The 17,750-nt window shown below is 70.2% G+C and carries 17 protein-coding genes; 10 read left to right on the forward strand and 7 right to left on the reverse strand.

The annotated features are described in order from the left end of the window. Positions 1 to 12: 12 nt before the first annotated feature. Complete coding sequence (locus tag ACFPZ3_RS29115; RefSeq protein WP_379517441.1) at positions 13 to 852, reverse strand: PEP/pyruvate-binding domain-containing protein; 840 nt, start codon at positions 850 to 852, stop codon at positions 13 to 15. A gap of 603 nt (positions 853 to 1,455) precedes the next feature. Between ACFPZ3_RS29115 and ACFPZ3_RS29120 the strand changes: the two genes are divergently transcribed. The 4 genes from ACFPZ3_RS29120 to ACFPZ3_RS29135 all read left to right on the forward strand — a co-directional run bounded on the left by ACFPZ3_RS29120 (position 1,456) and on the right by ACFPZ3_RS29135 (position 5,511). Next, complete coding sequence (locus tag ACFPZ3_RS29120) at positions 1,456 to 2,232, forward strand: AfsR/SARP family transcriptional regulator (protein WP_379517442.1); 777 nt, start codon at positions 1,456 to 1,458, stop codon at positions 2,230 to 2,232. 264 nt (positions 2,233 to 2,496) lie between these two features. Continuing rightward, on the forward strand, positions 2,497 to 3,729 hold the full coding sequence (locus ACFPZ3_RS29125) for a cytochrome P450 (RefSeq protein WP_379517443.1): 1,233 nt from the start codon (positions 2,497 to 2,499) through the stop codon (positions 3,727 to 3,729). An 8-nt stretch (positions 3,730 to 3,737) separates the two neighbouring features. Next, complete coding sequence (locus tag ACFPZ3_RS29130; RefSeq protein ID WP_379517444.1) at positions 3,738 to 4,745, forward strand: beta-ketoacyl-ACP synthase 3; 1,008 nt, start codon at positions 3,738 to 3,740, stop codon at positions 4,743 to 4,745. A gap of 169 nt (positions 4,746 to 4,914) precedes the next feature. Continuing rightward, positions 4,915 to 5,511, forward strand: a complete 597-nt coding sequence (locus ACFPZ3_RS29135) for a hypothetical protein (protein WP_379517445.1) — start codon at positions 4,915 to 4,917, stop codon at positions 5,509 to 5,511. 84 nt (positions 5,512 to 5,595) lie between these two features. Here the strand turns inward: ACFPZ3_RS29135 and ACFPZ3_RS29140 are convergent, their stop codons facing one another. Next, positions 5,596 to 6,315 (reverse strand): N-acyl homoserine lactonase family protein, encoded by a 720-nt coding sequence (locus tag ACFPZ3_RS29140; RefSeq protein ID WP_379517446.1) that lies wholly within the window; start codon positions 6,313 to 6,315, stop codon positions 5,596 to 5,598. Beyond that, the gene (locus tag ACFPZ3_RS29145) at positions 6,312 to 8,069 is read right to left on the reverse strand and encodes an FAD-dependent monooxygenase (RefSeq protein WP_379517447.1); all 1,758 of its coding nucleotides are present in this window, start codon (positions 8,067 to 8,069) and stop codon (positions 6,312 to 6,314) included. Before ACFPZ3_RS29145 ends, ACFPZ3_RS29140 begins: the two co-directional genes overlap by 4 nt. A 182-nt stretch (positions 8,070 to 8,251) precedes the next feature. On the opposite strand from ACFPZ3_RS29145, the gene fabI reads away from it, so the two are divergent. The 6 genes from fabI (at position 8,252) to ACFPZ3_RS29175 (ending at position 13,656) form a co-directional block, all read left to right on the forward strand. Beyond that, on the forward strand, positions 8,252 to 9,016 hold the full coding sequence (gene fabI / locus ACFPZ3_RS29150; RefSeq protein ID WP_379517448.1) for an enoyl-ACP reductase FabI: 765 nt from the start codon (positions 8,252 to 8,254) through the stop codon (positions 9,014 to 9,016). A gap of 6 nt (positions 9,017 to 9,022) precedes the next feature. Next, positions 9,023 to 9,757 carry a polyprenol monophosphomannose synthase gene (locus ACFPZ3_RS29155; protein WP_379517449.1) on the forward strand — a complete coding sequence of 245 codons (735 nt, stop codon included), beginning with the start codon at positions 9,023 to 9,025 and terminating at the stop codon, positions 9,755 to 9,757. An 18-nt stretch (positions 9,758 to 9,775) separates the two neighbouring features. Beyond that, positions 9,776 to 10,108 (forward strand): hypothetical protein, encoded by a 333-nt coding sequence (locus ACFPZ3_RS29160; protein WP_379517450.1) that lies wholly within the window; start codon positions 9,776 to 9,778, stop codon positions 10,106 to 10,108. A 109-nt stretch (positions 10,109 to 10,217) separates the two neighbouring features. Then, positions 10,218 to 11,687, forward strand: a complete 1,470-nt coding sequence (locus ACFPZ3_RS29165) for a multicopper oxidase family protein (protein ID WP_379517451.1) — start codon at positions 10,218 to 10,220, stop codon at positions 11,685 to 11,687. A 94-nt stretch (positions 11,688 to 11,781) separates the two neighbouring features. Continuing rightward, positions 11,782 to 12,966 carry a sensor histidine kinase gene (locus tag ACFPZ3_RS29170; RefSeq protein ID WP_379517452.1) on the forward strand — a complete coding sequence of 395 codons (1,185 nt, stop codon included), beginning with the start codon at positions 11,782 to 11,784 and terminating at the stop codon, positions 12,964 to 12,966. 15 nt (positions 12,967 to 12,981) lie between these two features. Next, positions 12,982 to 13,656, forward strand: a complete 675-nt coding sequence (locus ACFPZ3_RS29175; RefSeq protein ID WP_379517453.1) for a response regulator transcription factor — start codon at positions 12,982 to 12,984, stop codon at positions 13,654 to 13,656. Here ACFPZ3_RS29175 and ACFPZ3_RS29180 read toward each other — a convergent pair. The 4 genes from ACFPZ3_RS29180 to ACFPZ3_RS29195 are packed head-to-tail and all read right to left on the reverse strand — an operon-like array spanning position 13,620 to position 17,748. Continuing rightward, positions 13,620 to 13,976 carry an avidin-fold protein gene (locus ACFPZ3_RS29180; protein WP_379517454.1) on the reverse strand — a complete coding sequence of 119 codons (357 nt, stop codon included), beginning with the start codon at positions 13,974 to 13,976 and terminating at the stop codon, positions 13,620 to 13,622. The genes ACFPZ3_RS29175 and ACFPZ3_RS29180 overlap by 37 nt on opposite strands. A gap of 6 nt (positions 13,977 to 13,982) precedes the next feature. Then, a complete protein-coding gene (locus ACFPZ3_RS29185; RefSeq protein ID WP_379517455.1) occupies positions 13,983 to 15,260 on the reverse strand; it encodes a lysine N(6)-hydroxylase/L-ornithine N(5)-oxygenase family protein in 1,278 nt (425 codons plus the stop codon). Then, the gene (locus ACFPZ3_RS29190) at positions 15,257 to 16,660 is read right to left on the reverse strand and encodes an FAD-binding oxidoreductase (protein ID WP_379517456.1); all 1,404 of its coding nucleotides are present in this window, start codon (positions 16,658 to 16,660) and stop codon (positions 15,257 to 15,259) included. The genes ACFPZ3_RS29185 and ACFPZ3_RS29190 overlap by 4 nt, the downstream gene beginning before the upstream one ends. Then, positions 16,657 to 17,748: an FAD-dependent oxidoreductase gene (locus ACFPZ3_RS29195; RefSeq protein ID WP_379517457.1), complete on the reverse strand. Its 1,092-nt coding sequence runs from the start codon at positions 17,746 to 17,748 to the stop codon at positions 16,657 to 16,659. Before ACFPZ3_RS29195 ends, ACFPZ3_RS29190 begins: the two co-directional genes overlap by 4 nt. Positions 17,749 to 17,750 lie beyond the last annotated feature (2 nt).

The raw sequence follows: 17,750 nt of genomic DNA on the forward strand, positions 1-17,750 counted from the left end.
CGCGACCCGGCTTTACGAAGGTCTGCAGGAGACGGTTGAGATCTCGTCGCCGACCACTGCCATGCCGAGTCGTACGGACCGGCCGAGCAGTTGCTGCGCCCGCTGGAGTTGCCTGGCCATGCGCCGGGACAGCGTCTCGCTGAGGCTGGGCCGCAGCCGCAGGCCGTTCATCACGGCGACCTCCGTCACGCCGCCGGCGGCCAGGGCGATCATGCGTTCCTTGACCGCCACCTGATAGCTGAGCAGCCGCAGGCCCGTGTCGAAGACGAAGACGTCGGCGGGCTCGCTCTCCTTGGCCAGGTTCTCGCCCAGCCCCCACGTCGCGCGCACGATGATGTCGCTGTCCGGGGAGGCGGTGTCGGCGAGGTACACCCTGGCGTAGCTCTCCGCCGCCACCAGGTCCTGGATCAGCAGCGCCCTCCTGCCGAGGCCGCCGATGGCGTGCCCGGGCAGGCCGGGCGCCCAGCCGCGCGACGGCATCGGCCACGCGAGCAGCTCCGTCACGGCGGAGGACAGCGCCTCGTGCCCGCGGATGTTGAGGAAGGCCGGCGGCCGCCTGCGTGTCATGCCGGGCGGCGGCGAGGGTCGCACCGCGACCGCGAGACCCGCGTCCCGGCTCAGCTCCCGATAGGCGGCCACGGCGGCGTTCAGCACCGCGTCGCGGTCCGGCGCCGGCAGGTCGTGGTAGGACAGCGCGGTCACGCTGAATCCCCGGGGGACCCCGAAGACATGGCCGAGCCGGCTCAGGTAGGCCGCTTTCTCCCCGACGAGTTCCGTGTTGCGGCTCTGCGGCTCCTGAGGCCAAAAGAGCTGAAAGTCCCGGCGAAAACCGGTGGTTCCCTCGTCACCCACGTGAGCTTCATCTCCACGAGCATAAAATCACGATGAACCGGCCGGGCCGGAATCATCATCGGATACGTGACTGGATTTATGCGGTCCCCTTATTCGACTGCGGACGGACGGCTCCCGGCGGAGCCTGGAATTCCAGCGTACCCATTCCGCGATTCCGTCGAATACTCGCCCCGCAGCGAGCTGGAGTACGACCCCGGGAGTAGCCCGGCCCCGGCCTACTCCCGTTGGACGACATTGACACGGAGAGTAGCGGCGCAAGGACAGTTGCCTGGAACACACCCGCCAAGCTGGGGTTTTGACCGAGAACGCGCTATTCGGCCGGCCGAAAAAACTTTGCATCTGTCCTGACCGGAATGATTGATCATCGTCAGAACCTTAACATCAATCTGATCTGATGAGTGAGAGCCGCAGGTCATGAAAGGTTCGGATGCGCCGGAGAACATCTCGTCCACTTCTCCAGGCATTCATGTGCAGAGATATAGACAAACGAGTAGTGACACTCGAACACGGCTGGATGATACTGGCTCCGAGCGAGGTCACAGCGGCAATAGGAGCTCGGCAAGTCCGGCGGCAAAAGCAACATCATCAGATTAGGGAGCAGCCATGCTGCGATTCCGCATCCTAGGCACGCTAGAGGTGATCAATGACGAAGGAGATTGCACCCCGACCGCACCGAAGCTCCGTGAAGTCCTTTCGCTGCTGCTGGTCCAGCCCAATCGGGTCGTCCCCACAGAGATATTGCTGGAGGAATTGTGGCGGGGCAAACTGCCGCGTAGCGCCGTCGCCACCCTCCAGACCTACGTCTACCAGCTGCGGAAGATTCTGAGTGGCGGCACGTCAGCGGACGACTGCGAACTCCTGGTGACACGCCCTCCGGGGTACATGATCCGGTTGGACCCGGACCATCTCGACGCGACACTGTTCGAAAGTCTCGTGGAAGAAGGGCAGGCGGCACTCGCCCTCGACGACACCCAGACCGCCAGCCGGCTGCTGCACCAGGCGCTCGCCCTGTGGCGGGAACGCGCTCTTGCCGATGTCGAGCCGGGTCCGCGACTCTCCGCTCATCTTGCCTGGATGGAGGAGAGTCACCTGTCGGCGCACGAGTTGCGTATCGAGGCCGACATGCGACTGGGTAAACATCGTCAGCTGGTTGGCGAACTGCGAGCCCTCGCCGCGGCTCATCCCCTGCACGAGTGGTACCACCTGCAGCTGATGGTCTCGCTCCACCGCTCGGGCAGAAGGGCCGACGCTCTCGATGTCTACCAGCGTCTCAGAAAGGTGATCCGGGCCGAGATCGGCCTTGAACCCTCGATCGAGCTGCGTCACGCGCAGCAGGTGATCCTCGAGGGATCTGCTCCCGACGTCCTCATGCGGACGTGACGGCACGCGGAGTCCTGAGGCGTTTCCAGCGAGGCGCACCCACGAGATCGGGTGCGCCTCGCCTTTCTGTGTGACCGGCTCCTCCGCGCGCCTTCCTGTGTGACCGGCTCCTTCGCGCGCCTTCTGTGTGACCGGCTCCTTCGCGCGCCTTTCTGCGTGACCCGCTCATTCGCGCGCCTCCCCTAACAGTTCTCGATCGGCGCTCGACGTCTTCTCGCGACCATGGAGCCGCCCGTACGGCGATCCGGCGATGGGAGACCGCTCGTGCCCAGCAAGACGACACCGAGACACCAGTTCCCGTTCTGGGGGACCACACTGACCGATCCGCCCCCGGAGTTCGCGCGACTCCGCAGAGAAGAGCCCGTCGCGCTGGTGGAACTGCCCACCGGCGACCACGCGTGGCTCGTCACCGGCTACCACGAGGTCCGGCAGGTGCTGTCGGACCAGCGCTTCAGCAGGGCCGCGGCCGCGGCGCCCGGCGCTCCGCGGCTGCGCCCCGTACCGCCCGACGCGACCTCGATCCTCTCGCTCGACCCGCCGGAGCACAGCCGGCTCAGGGCCCTGGTGGCGTACGCGTTCACCGCGCGGAAGATCGCCGGCCTGCGCCCCCGCATCCAGGAGCTGACCGACACGCTGCTCGACGAACTGGTGGCCAAGGGCTCCCCCGGCGATCTGGCGCAGGGCTTCGCGATCCCTCTGTCCATGGCGGTGATCTGCGACGTCCTCGGCGTGCCCGGGGACGACAGGGAGCAGTTCAGGCAGTCGGTCGACACCGCGCTCAGCCTCGTGCCCTCTGACGCCGGCAAGCTCGTCGCGGCCAGGACCGCGCTGCACGACTACCTGGCCTCGCTGGTGTCGGCCAAGCGGCTCGAGTTCAGCGGGGACGTGCTGAGCGTGCTCGCCTCGGACCACGACGGCGAGCGGCTCACCTTCGAGGAACTGCTCACCTTCGGCTCCACGCTGCTGACGGCCGGCTACCACACCGTCGCCGCCGCCATCGTCAACGGCACGCTGGCCCTCCTGCTCCGCCCGGCCGAGCTGACCCGGCTGCGCGAGAGCCCTCAGCTGATCACCACGGCGGTGGAGGAACTGCTGCGCTTCACCCCGGGCGCCGTCAGCGGCGGCACGATCCGGGTCGCCATCGAGGACGTCGAACTGGGCGGCGTGACCATCCGCCGGGGCGAGGCCGTCATCCCCTCGACCACCTCCGCCAACCGGGACCGCTGCGCCTTCTCCGACCCCGACTCCCTGGTCCTCGACCGCCCCTTCGACCGCGGCAACGTCTCCCACGTCGCCTTCGGCCACGGCGTCCATCACTGTCTCGGCGCCAACCTCGCCCGGCTGGAAATGCGCGTGGCCATCGGCTCGCTGGTGCGGCGCCTGCCCGGGCTGAGCCTCGCCGTTCCCGTGGACGAGCTGGCCTGGAACCCGAACACGATGATCCGGACCCTGTCCGCGATGCCGGTGACGTGGCAGCGCGCGGCAACCGAGGAATGAGACGCGCGATGACCATCGAACTCCCCGCGGCCGGGCGGGTCACCGGCAGCCGCATCCTCGGGCTGGGGGTCTACCGGCCCGCCAACGCCATCACCAACGCCGAGATCGCCGAGCGCGTGGGCCGTACCGAGAAGTGGATCGAGGCGCGCTCCGGCGTCAGGGAGCGCCGCTACGCGGGGCCTGGCGAGTCGCTGCCCATGATGTCCGCCGCCGCCGCGGAGAAGGCTCTGGCCGCGGCCGGCGTCGATCCGTCACGGATCGGCTGCGTGCTGGCCGCGACCACGACGCACCTCACGCAGATGCCGTCACTGGCCTCGGAGGTGGCCCACCGGATCGGCGCCGCGCGGGCGGCCGCGTTCGACATCTCCGCCGCCTGCGCCGGCTTCTCCTACGCGCTGGCCCTGGCCAGCGACATGGTCAGGACCGGCACCGCCGAGTACGTGCTGATGATCGGCGCCGAGCGGGTCTCCGACATTCTCGACCACGAGGACCCCAGCACCGCCTTCCTGTTCGCCGACGGCGCGGGAGCGGTCGTGGTGGGCCCCTCGGACCGGGCGGGCATCGGCCCGGTGGTGTGGGGCTCGGACGGCTCGCGCGCCGGCGCCGTCGGCATGAGCGGCTTCTGGGTTCCCGAGTTGCAACGGCAACCGGAGCTGAAGTGGCCGGTCCTGACGATGTCGGGCTGGCGCGTCTATCGCTGGGCGACCGCCGAGCTCATCCCGGTCGCCGCGCGGGCGATCGAACGGGCCGGTCTCACGCCCGCCGATCTGGACGCGTTCATCCCGCACCAGGCGAACAAGCTCATCACCCAGGCCGTCGCCGAGGGGCTCGGCCTCGGCGAGCACGTCACCGTCGCGCACGACATCGAGCGGAGCGGCAACACCTCCGCCGCCTCCATCCCGCTGGCCATGGACGCGTTGCTGAGCACGAACGCGGTCAGCAGCGGCGGCCTGGCCCTGCTCATCGGATTCGGCTCGGGACTGGTCTATGCGGCGCAGGTCGTGGAATTGCCGTGAACCGGCGCTCTAGCGAGCGACGACCGGCCGCCTATGACGCGAAGTTAACGTCATTTTCAAAAGAACTGATCAAGCATTCCGGTCGGCTCCGAGCTGGCCGTCCGGAGAAATGGGAGGACCGATGTTGACGAAGAACCAAAGGGCTTTCTTCAGTACCACGGCCCTTGTCATGGCGATTCCGCTGAGCGGCTGCGCCGGCACGGCGGAGTCGTCCACCGCGGCGTCGGGCGCCCCGCGGGCCGCCCAGGCACCGGCCGCCGCCGTACAGGAGCCACCGCGCAACGGCGCCGCGGACAAGACCTCCGAGAAGAATCTCAAGCAGTTCGAGTGGTTCGCGGGCAGTTGGACCTGCGCGTCCGAGAACATCCCTCCCGTGGGCAAGCCGTACACCAGCACGCTGAAGGCCACCGGCGCCTTCGAGCTGAGCGGCAGGTGGTTCGTGTGGAACAGCCAGGAGCAGCCCGGGCCCCAGGTCGCCAACCCCGTCGCGTTCAAGGGGGTGTGGGGATATGACACCACCAACAAGCGGGTGGTGACCAATCACTTCGACAGCACGGGCATCAGGGCGCTGCAGTACGGCGCCGGGTGGAAGGGCGACGTGCTCGACCTCACCGACGGTTCGCTCTTCCTCAAGGACGGCCCGCCCATCCCGTTCCGTGAGATCTTCACCAAGCTCGGGCCCGACAGGTTCACCGACGACATGCTCTTCAAGCTCGACGGGAAATGGCAGCGGATCATCATCGCCGACTGCCACCGCGACAAGTAGGACGACGAATTCCCGGCCACTGGAAAGGGGGCCGGGAATTTCGCGCTGCGGTCATTTTCGGCGGAGTGCGATTTCGTGCTCCGATCACGCGTAGTACGCGGGCGAGACGCTGAGCCCGGCCCACTGCATCGGGTCGTGGCCGTAGATCACCAAGGCGTCCTCGCGCTCGGCGACCGCGGCCAGCTTGCGGGTGCTCGCCCTCGTCGCCGCTTCGTCCAGATCGAAGGGCAACATCGGCCGCTCTTCGGGGTCGGCCGCGATGCTCATCGGGATGGCGTCGCCGGCCAGGAGCACGGCTCCCGTCTCCAGGAGGCGGACGAGCACCGACTGGTGGCCGGGCACGTGGCCGCCCGACTCGATCAGCTCGATCCCCGGCAGCAGCCGGAGGTCGCCCTCGACCTGCCGGTAGCGCAGTCCGGGCAGGTCCCAGTGCTTGCGCGCCTCCTCCAGCCGCTCGATCTCCCCGGAACGGGCCACCTCCAGGTGTGCGCGCTGGACGACGAACTCGGCGCCCGGGAACCTGTCGTGGTTGCCCGCGTGGTCGGGGTCGAGATGCGTGCAGATCACCACGTGGATGTCCGCCGGGGTCAGGCCCAGCCCGGCGAGCCTGGCGACGACGTCATCCTCGGCGCTCACCTCGACGAAGCCGTCACCGTCCGCCGGGTAGCCGGTGTCGACCAGGACGTTCGTGCCATCGTGCAGCCGGATCAGAAAGCCCGGCACGGGCGCCTCGATGCCGCGGATCGTGCCGAGGCGCAGCAGGTACAGCCGCATCGCGGTCTCCATCGCTGCTCCGTGGCTCATGGCCCCTCCAGCAGGGTGCGCGCGTCGGTCCCTCGCGGCATGGGCATCATCGCTTCCTCCGTGGTTCGTGGCAGGTCCAGCAGGGCGCGCAGGATGGTCTCCAGCGTCGCGTCCGGGTCGGGCGAGGGGCGGTCGCTCCGCCAGGCCACGAATCCGTCGGGCCGGACGAGTGTGGCTGTGCCCGCGCCGCCGTACGCCGCGGCGCATCGGTCGTCGGGGCCGGTCAGCTCGACGCCCAGGCGGTACACCGCCACCTCCAGCCCGAGCCGGGCCGCGACCGGCGCCATGGCGGGCGCCCAGGGCTCGGCCGAGCCGGTGATCAGCGTCCACGACCGGCCGAACAGGTCGATCATCGAGATCCGCCGCCCGTCCAGGGACACCCGCGCGTGCGGCGCCCGCGTGCCGGGCAGGCCGTCGCGGTCGCCGGCCCACGGGGAATCGTCCTCCCCGGCACCGGAGTGGCCCCGGAAGGAGCCGCCCGGCACGGAACCGGGACGCGCCCGCGGGGAGCCGCCCGGCGCGGGACGGGTGTGCGGGGAGGTGGCCACGGCGGTGGATCGGTAGAGCTGACGGAAGTGGACGGTGTGGTCCGGTTCGATGCCCTCGACGCTCTCCCCCTCCTCGCCCACCAGCGCCGGCCGGTCCTGCGACCGGAGCACGGCCTGCTCCACCGTGGCCAGCGCGACCGGCCTCCGCTCGGCCTCGTAGCTGTCCAGCAGCCCGGGCCCGGCCTGGCCGCGTGCCACCATGGCGAGCTTCCACGCCAGGTTCTGGGCGTCCTGGATGCCGGTGTTGGAGCCGAGGGCGCCGCTCGGCGGCATGACGTGGGCGGCGTCGCCGACGAGGAAGACCCGGCCCTGCCGGTAGGAGTCCGCGGTCAGCCCGGCGGCCTCCCATGGCAGCACACTCTTGATCTTCACGTCCAGGTCGGGCAGTCCAGTGGCGGCGCGTACCAGCTCGGCGCACCGCTCTTCGGGGAAGTCGTCGGGGCTCTGCCCGCTCTCCGGGTCGTACATCACGTGCAGCAGCCAGTTGACCGCGTTGTCCACGGGCACGAGCGCGCCCATGAGGTGTGAGTTGACGACGTAGGACAGGATGAACCGCCGCTCGCCCAGCGCCTCGCGCAGGTCGGCGTGGAAATGGATGTTGAGGTAGTGGGCGAGCGTGCCCGCCCCGGAGCGGCTGATGCCCAGCCCCTGCCGCACCCGGCTCCCACCGCCGTCGGCCGCCACCAGGTAGCCGGCCTCGATGGTGTGGACCTCGTCGGTGGCCGCCTCGCGGACGACGGCGCGCACGCCGTCGCCGTCCTGCGTCCAGCTCTCCAGAGCCGTGCCGAAGCGGACGTCGGCGCCGAGTTCGACGGCGCATTCCATCAGGATCGGCTCCAGCTCGTCCTGGTCGCACAGGCACCAGCCGGCCGGGCTGATGTGCTCCAGGCTGACAAGGGGGTCGACGAAGTAGGTGGCCCGCATCTCGCCGTACTCCTGGCCGGCGAGGGTCTCCATCGCCCTGATGCCGCTGTTGGCGGCCAGCGCCCGCGCCGAGTCCGCGGCACGTACCCGGTCGTCCACGCCGAGCGCGGCGAGCAGCTCCATCGTGCGCGCGTTGACGCCTCGCGCCCGCGGGTGGGTGGAGGTGCCCGGCCGCCGCTCGACCATGACGGACGGCACCCCGTACACGGCCAGAAAAGCCACCGTGGAAATGCCCGCGACGCCACCGCCGACGACCAGGACCGGGGTTTTCTCTTTTCGCAATCCCAGCAATTTAGCCTCCATGGGTGTAATCCCTGCTCGCCAGGCTAGTTATCGCGTTTCCCGTCGTCCAGCGCGTGGAGAGCGCCCACCAGTGACCTTCTTGGCGGCCACGAGCACCTCTCTAGCAGTCGTCCAAGGCGGTCCTGGAAGATGGCGTCAAATGACATGAGCGAGGTTATTCAATGGGGCTTCTCAGCGGTAAGAAAATTCTGGTCACCGGAGTTCTCACCGAATCGTCGATCGCGTTTCACGTCGCGCGGCTGGCCCAGCTGGAGGGCGCCGCGGTGGTGGTCACCGGCTACGGCAGGCTCGGGCTCGTGGAGCGCATCGCGGCCCGGCTGCCGGAGCCCGCGCCGGTGCTGGAGCTGGACGTCACCGACAGCGCGCACCTCGATTCCCTGGCCGACCGGATCCGCCCGCACGCCGACCGGCTGGACGGGGTGCTGCACTCGATCGGGTTCGCGCCGCGCAGCGCGCTCGGCGGCGACTTCCTGACCACCCCGTGGGCCGACGTGGCCACGGCCGTCCATGTCTCCACGTACTCGCTGAAGGCGCTGGCCATGGCCGCCGTCCCGCTCATGGAGGGCGGCGGCTCGATCGTGGGCCTCGACTTCGACGCGTCGGTGGCCTGGCCGGGCTACGACTGGATGGGCGTGGCCAAGGCCGGCCTGGAGTCGTGCTCGCGTTACCTGGCCGGCTACCTCGGGCCGCGCGGCATCAGGGTGAACCTGGTGTGCGCCGGCCCGCTGCGTACGATCGCTGCCAAGGGCATCCCCGGGTTCGGCGACTTCGAGGACGTGTGGAAGTCCAGGGCGCCGCTCGGCTGGGACAGCTCGGACCCCGAGCCGGTGGCCAGGACGTGCCTGGCGCTGATGTCCGGCTGGCTCCCCGCCACCACGGGCGAGATCGTGCGCGCCGACGGCGGCCTGCACGCGATGGGCGGGTGAGCGGCCGTGGACACCCGTGCCGAGCTGGGGCGGACCCTCGTCGTCGTTCCGACGTACAACGAGTGTGAGAACGTCGAGAGCGTCGTCGGCCGGATCCGCGCCACCGTGCCCGAGGCGGACGTGCTCGTGGCGGACGACGCCAGCCCCGACGGCACCGGCGAGATCGCCGCCGCGCTCGCCCGCCGCGACCCGCAGGTGCACGTCCTGCACCGGCCGGGCAAGGCGGGCCTGGGCGCGGCCTACATCGGCGGCTTCACGTGGGGGCTCGACCGGGCCTACGACGTGCTGGTGGAGATGGACGCCGACGGCTCGCACCGGCCGGAGGAGCTGCCCGCCCTGCTGGCGGCCCTGCGCTCGGCCGACCTCGTGATCGGCTCGCGCTGGGTGCCCGGCGGGCGGGTGGTGAACTGGCCGAAGTCGCGCGAGATCCTGTCGCGGGGCGGCAACGCCTACACGCGCGCCCTGCTCCGCCTCCCCGTACGCGACGCCACCGGCGGCTACCGGGCCTACCGCGCGACGACGCTGAAGGAGATCGGCCTCGACGACGTGGAGTCGCAGGGCTACTGCTTCCAGGTGGACCTGACCCTCAGGACGGTACGCGCGGGCCTGCGCGTGACGGAGGTGCCGATCACCTTCGTGGAACGCACCCGGGGCGCCAGCAAGATGAGCCGCGCCATCGTCGTCGAGGCGCTCATACGCGTTACCGCATGGGCCTTTTCCTACTCCCGGAAGACTATGTGACCCCCCGGGCTACTACGAATGGCGCACGAAACGAACTCCGCCCGGCAGATGCCCCCCGACCTGCGAATTCCTACGGTTGAGGGGGCGGCAAACGCATCATCACTGGAGGAAGCAATGGATACGAATACCCAGCGGCGTGCCCTGTTGAGCCGTCCGCGTTTCTGGATAGGCGTGATCATCGCGCTCGCCGGCCTGCTGTTCGATCTGGGCGTTCTCTTCGTCCCGATCGGCGAGATCATCAAGAACCCCAGGTTCGTCCCGATGCCCGAGGTCCTCGTCGGGTGGTGGTTGATGATCATCGGTATCGCTCTCATGGTGCCGTGGCCCTCGCGCCGTGGCCGGGGCCTCTGAAGCCCTTTCAGGTCGTACCGAAGCAGCACAGGACCGGGGGGACAAGGACGAGATCATGAGACGAGAGACCCGCCGAACGGTACTCCGATGGATGACCGGAATCGGCGTCGTGACCGTAACGCCCATCGGCGGCTTCGCCGGCTGGTTGTGGCTGGACGCCTCACGCGGCAACGCGGGCCAGTTGTCGTTCTCGACCCCGTTGCGCATCCCGCCCCTCCTGGCCCCCGCGCCGGGGTCGAGCAGGACGGCCAAGCAGTTCAGGCTGAACCTGCAGGAGGGCGTCTCCGAGCTGATCCCGGGCAGGCGCACGCCGACGTGGGGGGCCAATGGCAACTATCTCGGCCCCACGATCCGTGTCAACCGGGGCGACCGCGTGCAGGTGCACGTCACCAACCGGCTCCGGCAGACGACGACCATGCACTGGCACGGCATGCACCTGCCCGCGCAGATGGACGGCGGGCCGCACCAGCCCATCGCCTCCGGCCGTACGTGGTCTCCGCAGTGGACCATCGAGCAGCCGGCCACCACGCTCTGGTACCACCCGCATCTGCACTCCGTCACCGCGGAGCACGTCTACCGGGGCATCGCGGGCCTGTTCCTGATCGACGACGGGGACACCCGGTTGCCGCACACGTACGGCGTCGACGACGTCCCGCTGATCATCCAGGACAAGAACTTCAACGACGACGGGTCGCTCAGCACGGACGGCATCAGGTTCGGCGGGATCAACGTGACCGGCCTGCTCGGCGACCGGATCCTGATCAACGGCACCTACGACCCGTACTTCAAGGTGACGACCACGCTGGCCCGCTTCAGGATGTTGAACGGCTCCAACGCCAGGGTCTACCACGTCGGTTTCGCCGACGGCAGGAGCTTCCAGCTCGTCGGCACCGACGGAGGGCTGCTGCCGGCCCCCCTGCCGCTCAAGCGCCTGATGCTCTCCCCCGGCGAGCGGGCGGAGATCGTGGTCGCGTTCAGGCCCGGCGAGAAGGCGGTGCTGCGCAGCTTCGCCCCCGACCTGCAGTCGAACTTCCTGTACGAGCAGCTCGCGGGCGGCAACGACGAGATGGACCTGCTGGCGTTCGTGGCGGCGCCGCGGCTACGGCCGTCGCCTCCCCTGCCGTCCACGCTGGCCACGGTGCCTGCGATCCAGCCGGCGGCGAACGCCGCGGTCACCAGGATCGTGATGGGCGACTTCACTTTCAACGACAAGACCATGGACATGAAACGGGTCGACCACGTCGCCACGGCGAACACGGTGGGCGTCTGGGAGGTCAAGAACGACCAGGACATCCCGCACAACTTCCACATCCACGGCGTGACGTTCCACGTGCTCGACCTCGACCGCCGCACGCCCCCGCCGCACATGCGCGGCAACAAGGACACGGTGATCGTGCCACCCGGCAGCACGGTACGGCTCGGGGTGAGATATCTGAGGTACTCCGACCCGATCAGGCCCTACATGTTCCACTGCCACATCCTGGCCCACGAGGATGCGGGGATGATGGGCCAGTTCCTCACCGTGTCCCCCGCCGACCGAGTCAGGGTGCCCAGATCGCTCTCCCACGACCACGGATGACGCGGCTGGCGCGGCTGACGTGGCTGGCCGGACCTGGTCGGCCACGCTACGGTGAGGGCTGGAGCCCCCGCCGGTGACGCCCATGGAGGTAGTCATGCGACTGCTGCGCCCTGGCGACGTCGTGCATGCTCCTCAGCTCGACACCCCGTGGTTACGCTGGGTGATCGACGTGCTCCTCGCCGGGGTGTCGTCCGGCAGCGTGATGATCAGCGTGTCCGTGTCGGCCGAGCCGTCGGAGCGGCCCACCTCCAGCATCGCGGCCTACATCCTGGGCGTGACACTGGGCGCGCTGCTGCTGGTACGCCGGCGCTGGCCGGGCCTCGTGCTCATCGGCAGCCTCATCGCGGTCGCGATCTACAACCTGACGGACTTCCCGAGCATCGCGCCGGTGTGGCCGCTGATCATCCCGCTGTGGACGATGGCGGCCGCCGGCCGGCTGATGTTCGCCGCGATCGTCGGCCTGCTGGCGTTCGCGAGTTCCTCCGTCTGGCTGGCCATCCAGAACGTCGATCTCACCCTCAGCCTCATCGACGGGATCTTCCGCGAGCTGCTCCTCGTCATCGGCGCCCTGATCCTCGGCGACAGCATGCACAGCCGCAGCCGCTGGTCCGGGGAGGTGCACCAGCGCCTGGAAGGCGAGGCCAACCGGCGGCTGATCGACGAGCGCCTGCGCATCGCCCAGGAGCTCCATGACGTCACCGCCCACACCCTGGCCGTGGTCGGCATCCAGATCGGCGTGGCCCACGATCTCGTGGCCCGCGACCTGGAGGCGGGCCGCGCCGCCCTGCGTACGGCCCGCGACATCAACAACGAGGCCATCGCCGAGTTACAGGCGGCCGTCCACGTGCTGCGCAACGGCCAGAGCAAGTCGTCCCCCGAGCTGGCGCCGCTGCCCGGCGTGTCCGACATCGGCACACTCATCGATCGGGCCAGGATGTCCCCGCTGGAGATCGACCTGATCGAGAACGGTGATCCCGCCCAGGTGCGCCCGGCTGCCGGGCTGGCCATCTACCGCATCGTCCAGGAGTCGCTGACGAACGTCTTGAGACATGCGAACGCCACCCTCGTACAGGTAGAGCTGGAGTACCGGGGCGACGGCGTCGCCGTCACGGTGCGGAACAACGGCACCGGCGCGACCCCGCGCGGGCCGTCCAAGCAGAAAGGCGGCCACGGGGTGGCCGGTATGCAGGAGAGGGCCACCAGCCTGGGTGGCCGGCTGACCGCGGGGCCCGGCCCCGGCGGCCAGTACACCGTCGACGGCTGGATCCCCGCCCCCTGAGAACGGAAGTGATTCATGACGATTCGCGTCGTGCTCGCCGACGACCAGCAGCTCGTCCGCGCGGGCTTCCGCAGCCTGCTGGAGATGGACGCCGACATCCAGGTGGTGGCCGAGGCCGAGGACGGCGTGGAGGCGGTGGAGGTGACTCGCAGGGAGCGGCCCGACATCGTGCTCATGGACATCCGCATGCCGAGGCTCGACGGCCTGGCCGCCACCCGCCAGATCATGAGCGACCCGGCGCTGGAGGCGGTCAAGGTCATCGTGCTGACCACGTTCGAGGTCAACGAGTACATCTTCGACGCGCTGAAGACGGGCGCCAGCGGGTTCCTCACCAAGACCGTCGACTCCGACGAGCTGCGCAGGGCCGTGCGCGTGGTCGCGGACGGGCAGGCGCTGCTCACGCCGAGCGTCACCCGGCGGGTCATCGAGGAGTTCTCGCAGCGTCCCGCCGGTGGCGCGCTCGACGGCGTGGCCAAGAGCCTGGACAGTCTCACCGACCGCGAGCGCGAGGTGATGGCGATGGTGGCGGCCGGCCACAACAACTCCGAGATCGGCGTGGCGCTGCACATGAGCCCGCTGACCGCCAAGACCCACGTCAGCCGCATCATCTCCAAGCTCGGGATCCGCGACCGCCCCCAGCTCGTCGTGCTCGCCTACGAGAGCGGGCTGGTGAGCCCCCGGCGCTCGTAGCGGACCTCCTCGATGAAGGAGACGCCCGCCGAGCCGGCCGCGTCGAAGCGCCGCCACGCCTCGCGCAGGCGCAGCCTGCCGTCGGGCAGCACCTCGGGCGTGCTCGTGCAGGTCCCCGTGACGACCTTGCCGTCCGCGAGCACCTGGGTGTAGCCGAAGGTCAGCGTGCCGTCGGAGGCACAGGTGCCGATCAGCCGCCCGGCCGTCACCTCGCCCCCGCGGAACTCCGCCCAGACGACGTGGTCGCGCTGGTGGTAGTGGCCGACGGGGACGTCGTGATCCGCCGCCGACGAGACGAACACTCTGTTGTCATAATTCATGATCACTCACCGTGGGTGGGAATCGGGCCAGACCGTGAAGGTGTGCTCGTCGCGAATCCGGTACGCCTCCCGCTCGAACAGCGCGTTGACGATGTACGCCGCGCGCACCGACAGGAGGCTGAGGTTGGGGTCGTTGATGCCGTGGGTGAACCGCGCCCGGTTCTGCACGAAGACGCGGTGCTGGTCGGCGTGCTTCCAGAGCAGCGAGTAGTGCTGCTCGACGACCGGCTCGCCCGTCGCGTCCAGCTCCACCATCTCGGCCATCTCCGCGTCGAACGGCAGCGGGGCGGGCTCCCTGCCCGTGGCCAGCACGACGTGCCGGGCCTCACGGAACTCGTGCCCTCCGGTGGTGAGCCGGCAGCGCATGGTCACCACGCCGCCCCTGCCCGACACCGCGACCACGTCACGGCCCGGCAGCAGGGTCAGCGGGCGTCCGCCGTTCTCCAGGCGCTCCTCGTACTCGGCGCGGTAGATCTCCTGCAGGCTCGACATGGAGACCCCGTCGCTGGTGGCGACCTGCTCGCTCAGCAACCGCCTGCGGGTGGCCTCGGGCAGCCCGGTGAAGAAGCCCAGGTACGAGGGCCGGTAGAAGTCGTTGGCCGGGGGCGAGTCGTCGAGTGGGGCGAACCAGTGGCGGCGGCCCATCCACTGCACGTCGTGGAAGCCCGCCCGCAGCAGGGCGAGCACGCACTCGGCGCCCGTCTGGCCGCCGCCGACCACCACGGCGGGAGCGTCGCGGTCGGTCAGGTCCGGCAGGCGGCCCATGAGGTGCTCGGCCAGGATGACGCCGGGCAGCGTCCGGCCGGTGAAGCACGAAGGGACGTGCGGGCGGGTGCCCAGGCCGAACACCACGTGGCGGGCCCTGCCCAGCAGCCGGCCGCCGCCGTACAGCTCGAAGCCGTCGTCGTAGGCCACCCGGTCGACGGCCGTGCCGTACCTGATGTCGAGGTGCCCGGCCGCCCAGGCGAGGTAGCGGGCGTACTCGAGGCGCGGGATGGCGTCGAACTGGGCGTTGAGGAAGGCGTAGACCCGGCCGGTGGAGACGATGTAGTTGAGGAAGGACAGCTCGTGCCTGGGGTCCACGAGGGAGACCAGGTCCTTGATCCATGAGGTCTGCAGCCTGGCGCCCGGCAGCATGAGGCCCTCGTGCCAGGTGGGTCCTGGGCTGCGTTCGAAGACGGGCAGGGGCCGGCCGCAGGCGCCCTCGTACAGGGCGGCCAGGCTGAGGTTCGACGGGCCCGCGCCGATGGCGACGGTGTCGAAGTCGTACCGCTGTCTGCTCATGACGTCACCGATTCGTAGGCGGCCGGATCGAGGTTGTAGTTGGACCTGAAAAGGTTGCCCGGGTCCATCCGGCGCTTGACGCGCAGCAGCCGGGCCAGCCCTTCCTCGCCGAACGTGCGCCGCGCCCTGTCACGCAGGTCGCGGTTGCCGGCGTGGGCGTCGGAGACGTAGTTGACGTAGCCGTCGCCGTGGATCCCCCACGGCGCCGCCGCCGCGGACACCGACCGCGCCCAGGCGCTCTGCTCCTCGTCCGCTTCCCCCGACTCCCAGATCGCCATGCCGGTGACGTTGAACCGGGCGTCGCGGAACGGCACCGCGGAACCGCCGGCCGGGCCCCTGCGGACCGCGCCGTGGATCTCCTCCAGGTAGACGGTGTCGTTGAAGGTTCCCCGCCACCTCCCGGCCAGGAACCTCTCGACCAGCTCGTCGATCAGCTCGTCGGGCAGCGCGGTCGTGCACTGGGCGCTCCAGTAGTGGCGCAGGCCGTACGGGAGCCGGCCGAGGATCTGCTGCATGCTCAGGTAGTCGCGCCGCTCGATGCGCCAGTCCAGCACCTCGGGACCGCGCAGCCTGCGCTCCAGCGTCCGTGCGTACTGCTCGTCGGATCCGCAGTAGCACACGCTCATCACGGCCACCGGCTCCTGCGCCGGGCCGTGGCGCTCCAGGAGCAGGATGCAGACCAGCTCGTCGGGAGCGTCCTCGGCCAGTTCCCTGAACAGCCGCGTGGCCGCGGCCATCTCGTGCTCCGGGTAGACCACCACGCCGCCGTACACGCGAGCCACGTCGTGCAGGCGGAAGGTGAACTCCTCCACGATCCCGAAGTTGTGGCCCGCGCCGCGCAGCGCCCAGTCCAGCTCGGCGTCGCTCTCCCCGTCCACGACGACGTGCCCGCCGTCCGCGGTCACCAGCGAGTACGAAAGCACGTTGTCGCACGACAACCCGTACCTGCCCATCAGGTGCCCGATGCCGCCGCCCAAGGTGAGCCCGCCGACCCCGGTGGTGTCGAAGGTGCCGCCGGTGACGGCCAGACCGTGCCCGGAAGCCGCGGCGTCGAACGCCGCCCAGGTCGCGCCGCCCTTGACCCTGGCCACGCGGGTGGCGGGGTCGACGCGGACCCCGTCGAGGAAGCGCAGGTCGATGACCAGGCCGCCGTCCAGGGAGGCGGAACCGGCGATGTTGTGGCCGCTGCCGCGCACCGCGATGGGCACGCCCGCCTGGGCGGCCTCGCCTGCCACGATGCCGAGCTCCGTGCGGTTGTACGGCAGGGCGATGAGGCCGGGGCGGCGGTCGTGCATGCCGTTGAACAGTTGCCGGATCTCGTCGTAGCGGGGGTGCCCTGGACCGAGCAGGCGTTCGGGGCACACGGGGTCGAGCGTTCTGCGCAGCTTTTCGATCATCATGGCTCCGTCCGGCTGGTGGCGGCGAGCGTCAGGGGGCCGGCGAGCAGGCGGCCGGCGGCCTCTCCGCTCGCCGCGAGGGCGAGTTTGGCCGCTCCGCCGCTGCCGCCCGTGAAGGTGTGCAGGCATCGGCCGAGGGGGGCGAGTCGAAGGAGGCGGGCGTCGGTGTAGGCGTCGCAGACCGCGGTCGTCCGTACGCGCCTGAGCAGCCGCAGCTCCCGCAGCCTCAGCCGCGCGGCGCCCTCGGTGTCGCGGCACGCGCTGAGCGAGACGGGCAGTGCGCCGGCGTCGAGGTCCCAATCCTCGCTGGGCACGCCGAGCAGCAGGCCATGCCGTCCGGACGGCCGGCCGTAGAGCCCTGTGGTCTCGTCCACGAAGGGCGGCGGCCTGCGGCCGGACACCTCGTAGATCTGGTACTGGATCCGCTTGGTGCGAACGCCCGGCCCGGCCAGTCCGCTGCGGCTCAGCAGCGCGGGAGTCCACGGGCCCGCGGCCACCACGGCGAGGTCGAAGGGGTGTCGCCGGCCGTCCACGACGATCTCGGCGTGGTCGCCGTGCTCGCCGATCCGCTCCACCACGCGCGCCACGACCTCGCCGCCCCGCCGCCGGAAGTCTTCGAGGGCCATGAGCCGCAGCCGGTGCGGTGAGATGTGGCCCGCCCGCCGCTCGACGACCGCGATCGCCTCGCGCGGCACCCCGTGGATCCCCAGGCGGGCGAGCGCGGTCCCGGTCACGAGTTCCGCCCCGGGCGGCAGGCTTTCGAGGGGGGCGCCTTCGACGGGCATGCCGTGCGCGTACGGCGGGGCGCTTTCGACGGGCGCGGCTCGTACGTACACCGAACCGATCTCGCGATAGTCCGCCCAGTCGCGCAGGACGGCGCTCGCCCTGAGCTCGGCGAGGCTGTCGGCGGCCGGGCGGGCGGCGGCGGGATCGGGTTCGTAGGCCCGGACCAGCCCGCCCGACGCCGCGGTGGCGTCGGCGGCGGCCGGGTCACCGGTGTAGAGGCAGATCTCATCCCGCGGGGCGGCGGCCTTGAGCCGCCAGGCGAGCAGCGTGCCCGCCAGCCCCGCTCCTATGACGCAGCGACGCATGC

The organism is Nonomuraea insulae (genome assembly GCF_042656245.1).

What these genes read in the sequence shown, in the direction of transcription:
- ACFPZ3_RS29135 (WP_379517445.1), top strand. Translation starts at nt 4,915, where the DNA reads ATGGCGATTCCGCTGAGCGGCTGCGCCGGCACGGCGGAGTCGTCCACC.
- ACFPZ3_RS29190 (WP_379517456.1), bottom strand. Translation starts at nt 16,660, where the DNA reads ATGATGATCGAAAAGCTGCGCAGAACGCTCGACCCCGTGTGCCCCGAA.
- ACFPZ3_RS29160 (WP_379517450.1), top strand. Translation starts at nt 9,776, where the DNA reads ATGGCGCACGAAACGAACTCCGCCCGGCAGATGCCCCCCGACCTGCGA.
- ACFPZ3_RS29185 (WP_379517455.1), bottom strand. Translation starts at nt 15,260, where the DNA reads ATGAGCAGACAGCGGTACGACTTCGACACCGTCGCCATCGGCGCGGGC.
- ACFPZ3_RS29140 (WP_379517446.1), bottom strand. Translation starts at nt 6,315, where the DNA reads ATGAGCCACGGAGCAGCGATGGAGACCGCGATGCGGCTGTACCTGCTG.
- ACFPZ3_RS29195 (WP_379517457.1), bottom strand. Translation starts at nt 17,748, where the DNA reads ATGCGTCGCTGCGTCATAGGAGCGGGGCTGGCGGGCACGCTGCTCGCC.
- ACFPZ3_RS29130 (WP_379517444.1), top strand. Translation starts at nt 3,738, where the DNA reads ATGACCATCGAACTCCCCGCGGCCGGGCGGGTCACCGGCAGCCGCATC.
- ACFPZ3_RS29180 (WP_379517454.1), bottom strand. Translation starts at nt 13,976, where the DNA reads ATGAATTATGACAACAGAGTGTTCGTCTCGTCGGCGGCGGATCACGAC.
- ACFPZ3_RS29170 (WP_379517452.1), top strand. Translation starts at nt 11,782, where the DNA reads ATGCGACTGCTGCGCCCTGGCGACGTCGTGCATGCTCCTCAGCTCGAC.
- ACFPZ3_RS29120 (WP_379517442.1), top strand. Translation starts at nt 1,456, where the DNA reads ATGCTGCGATTCCGCATCCTAGGCACGCTAGAGGTGATCAATGACGAA.
- ACFPZ3_RS29175 (WP_379517453.1), top strand. Translation starts at nt 12,982, where the DNA reads ATGACGATTCGCGTCGTGCTCGCCGACGACCAGCAGCTCGTCCGCGCG.
- fabI (WP_379517448.1), top strand. Translation starts at nt 8,252, where the DNA reads ATGGGGCTTCTCAGCGGTAAGAAAATTCTGGTCACCGGAGTTCTCACC.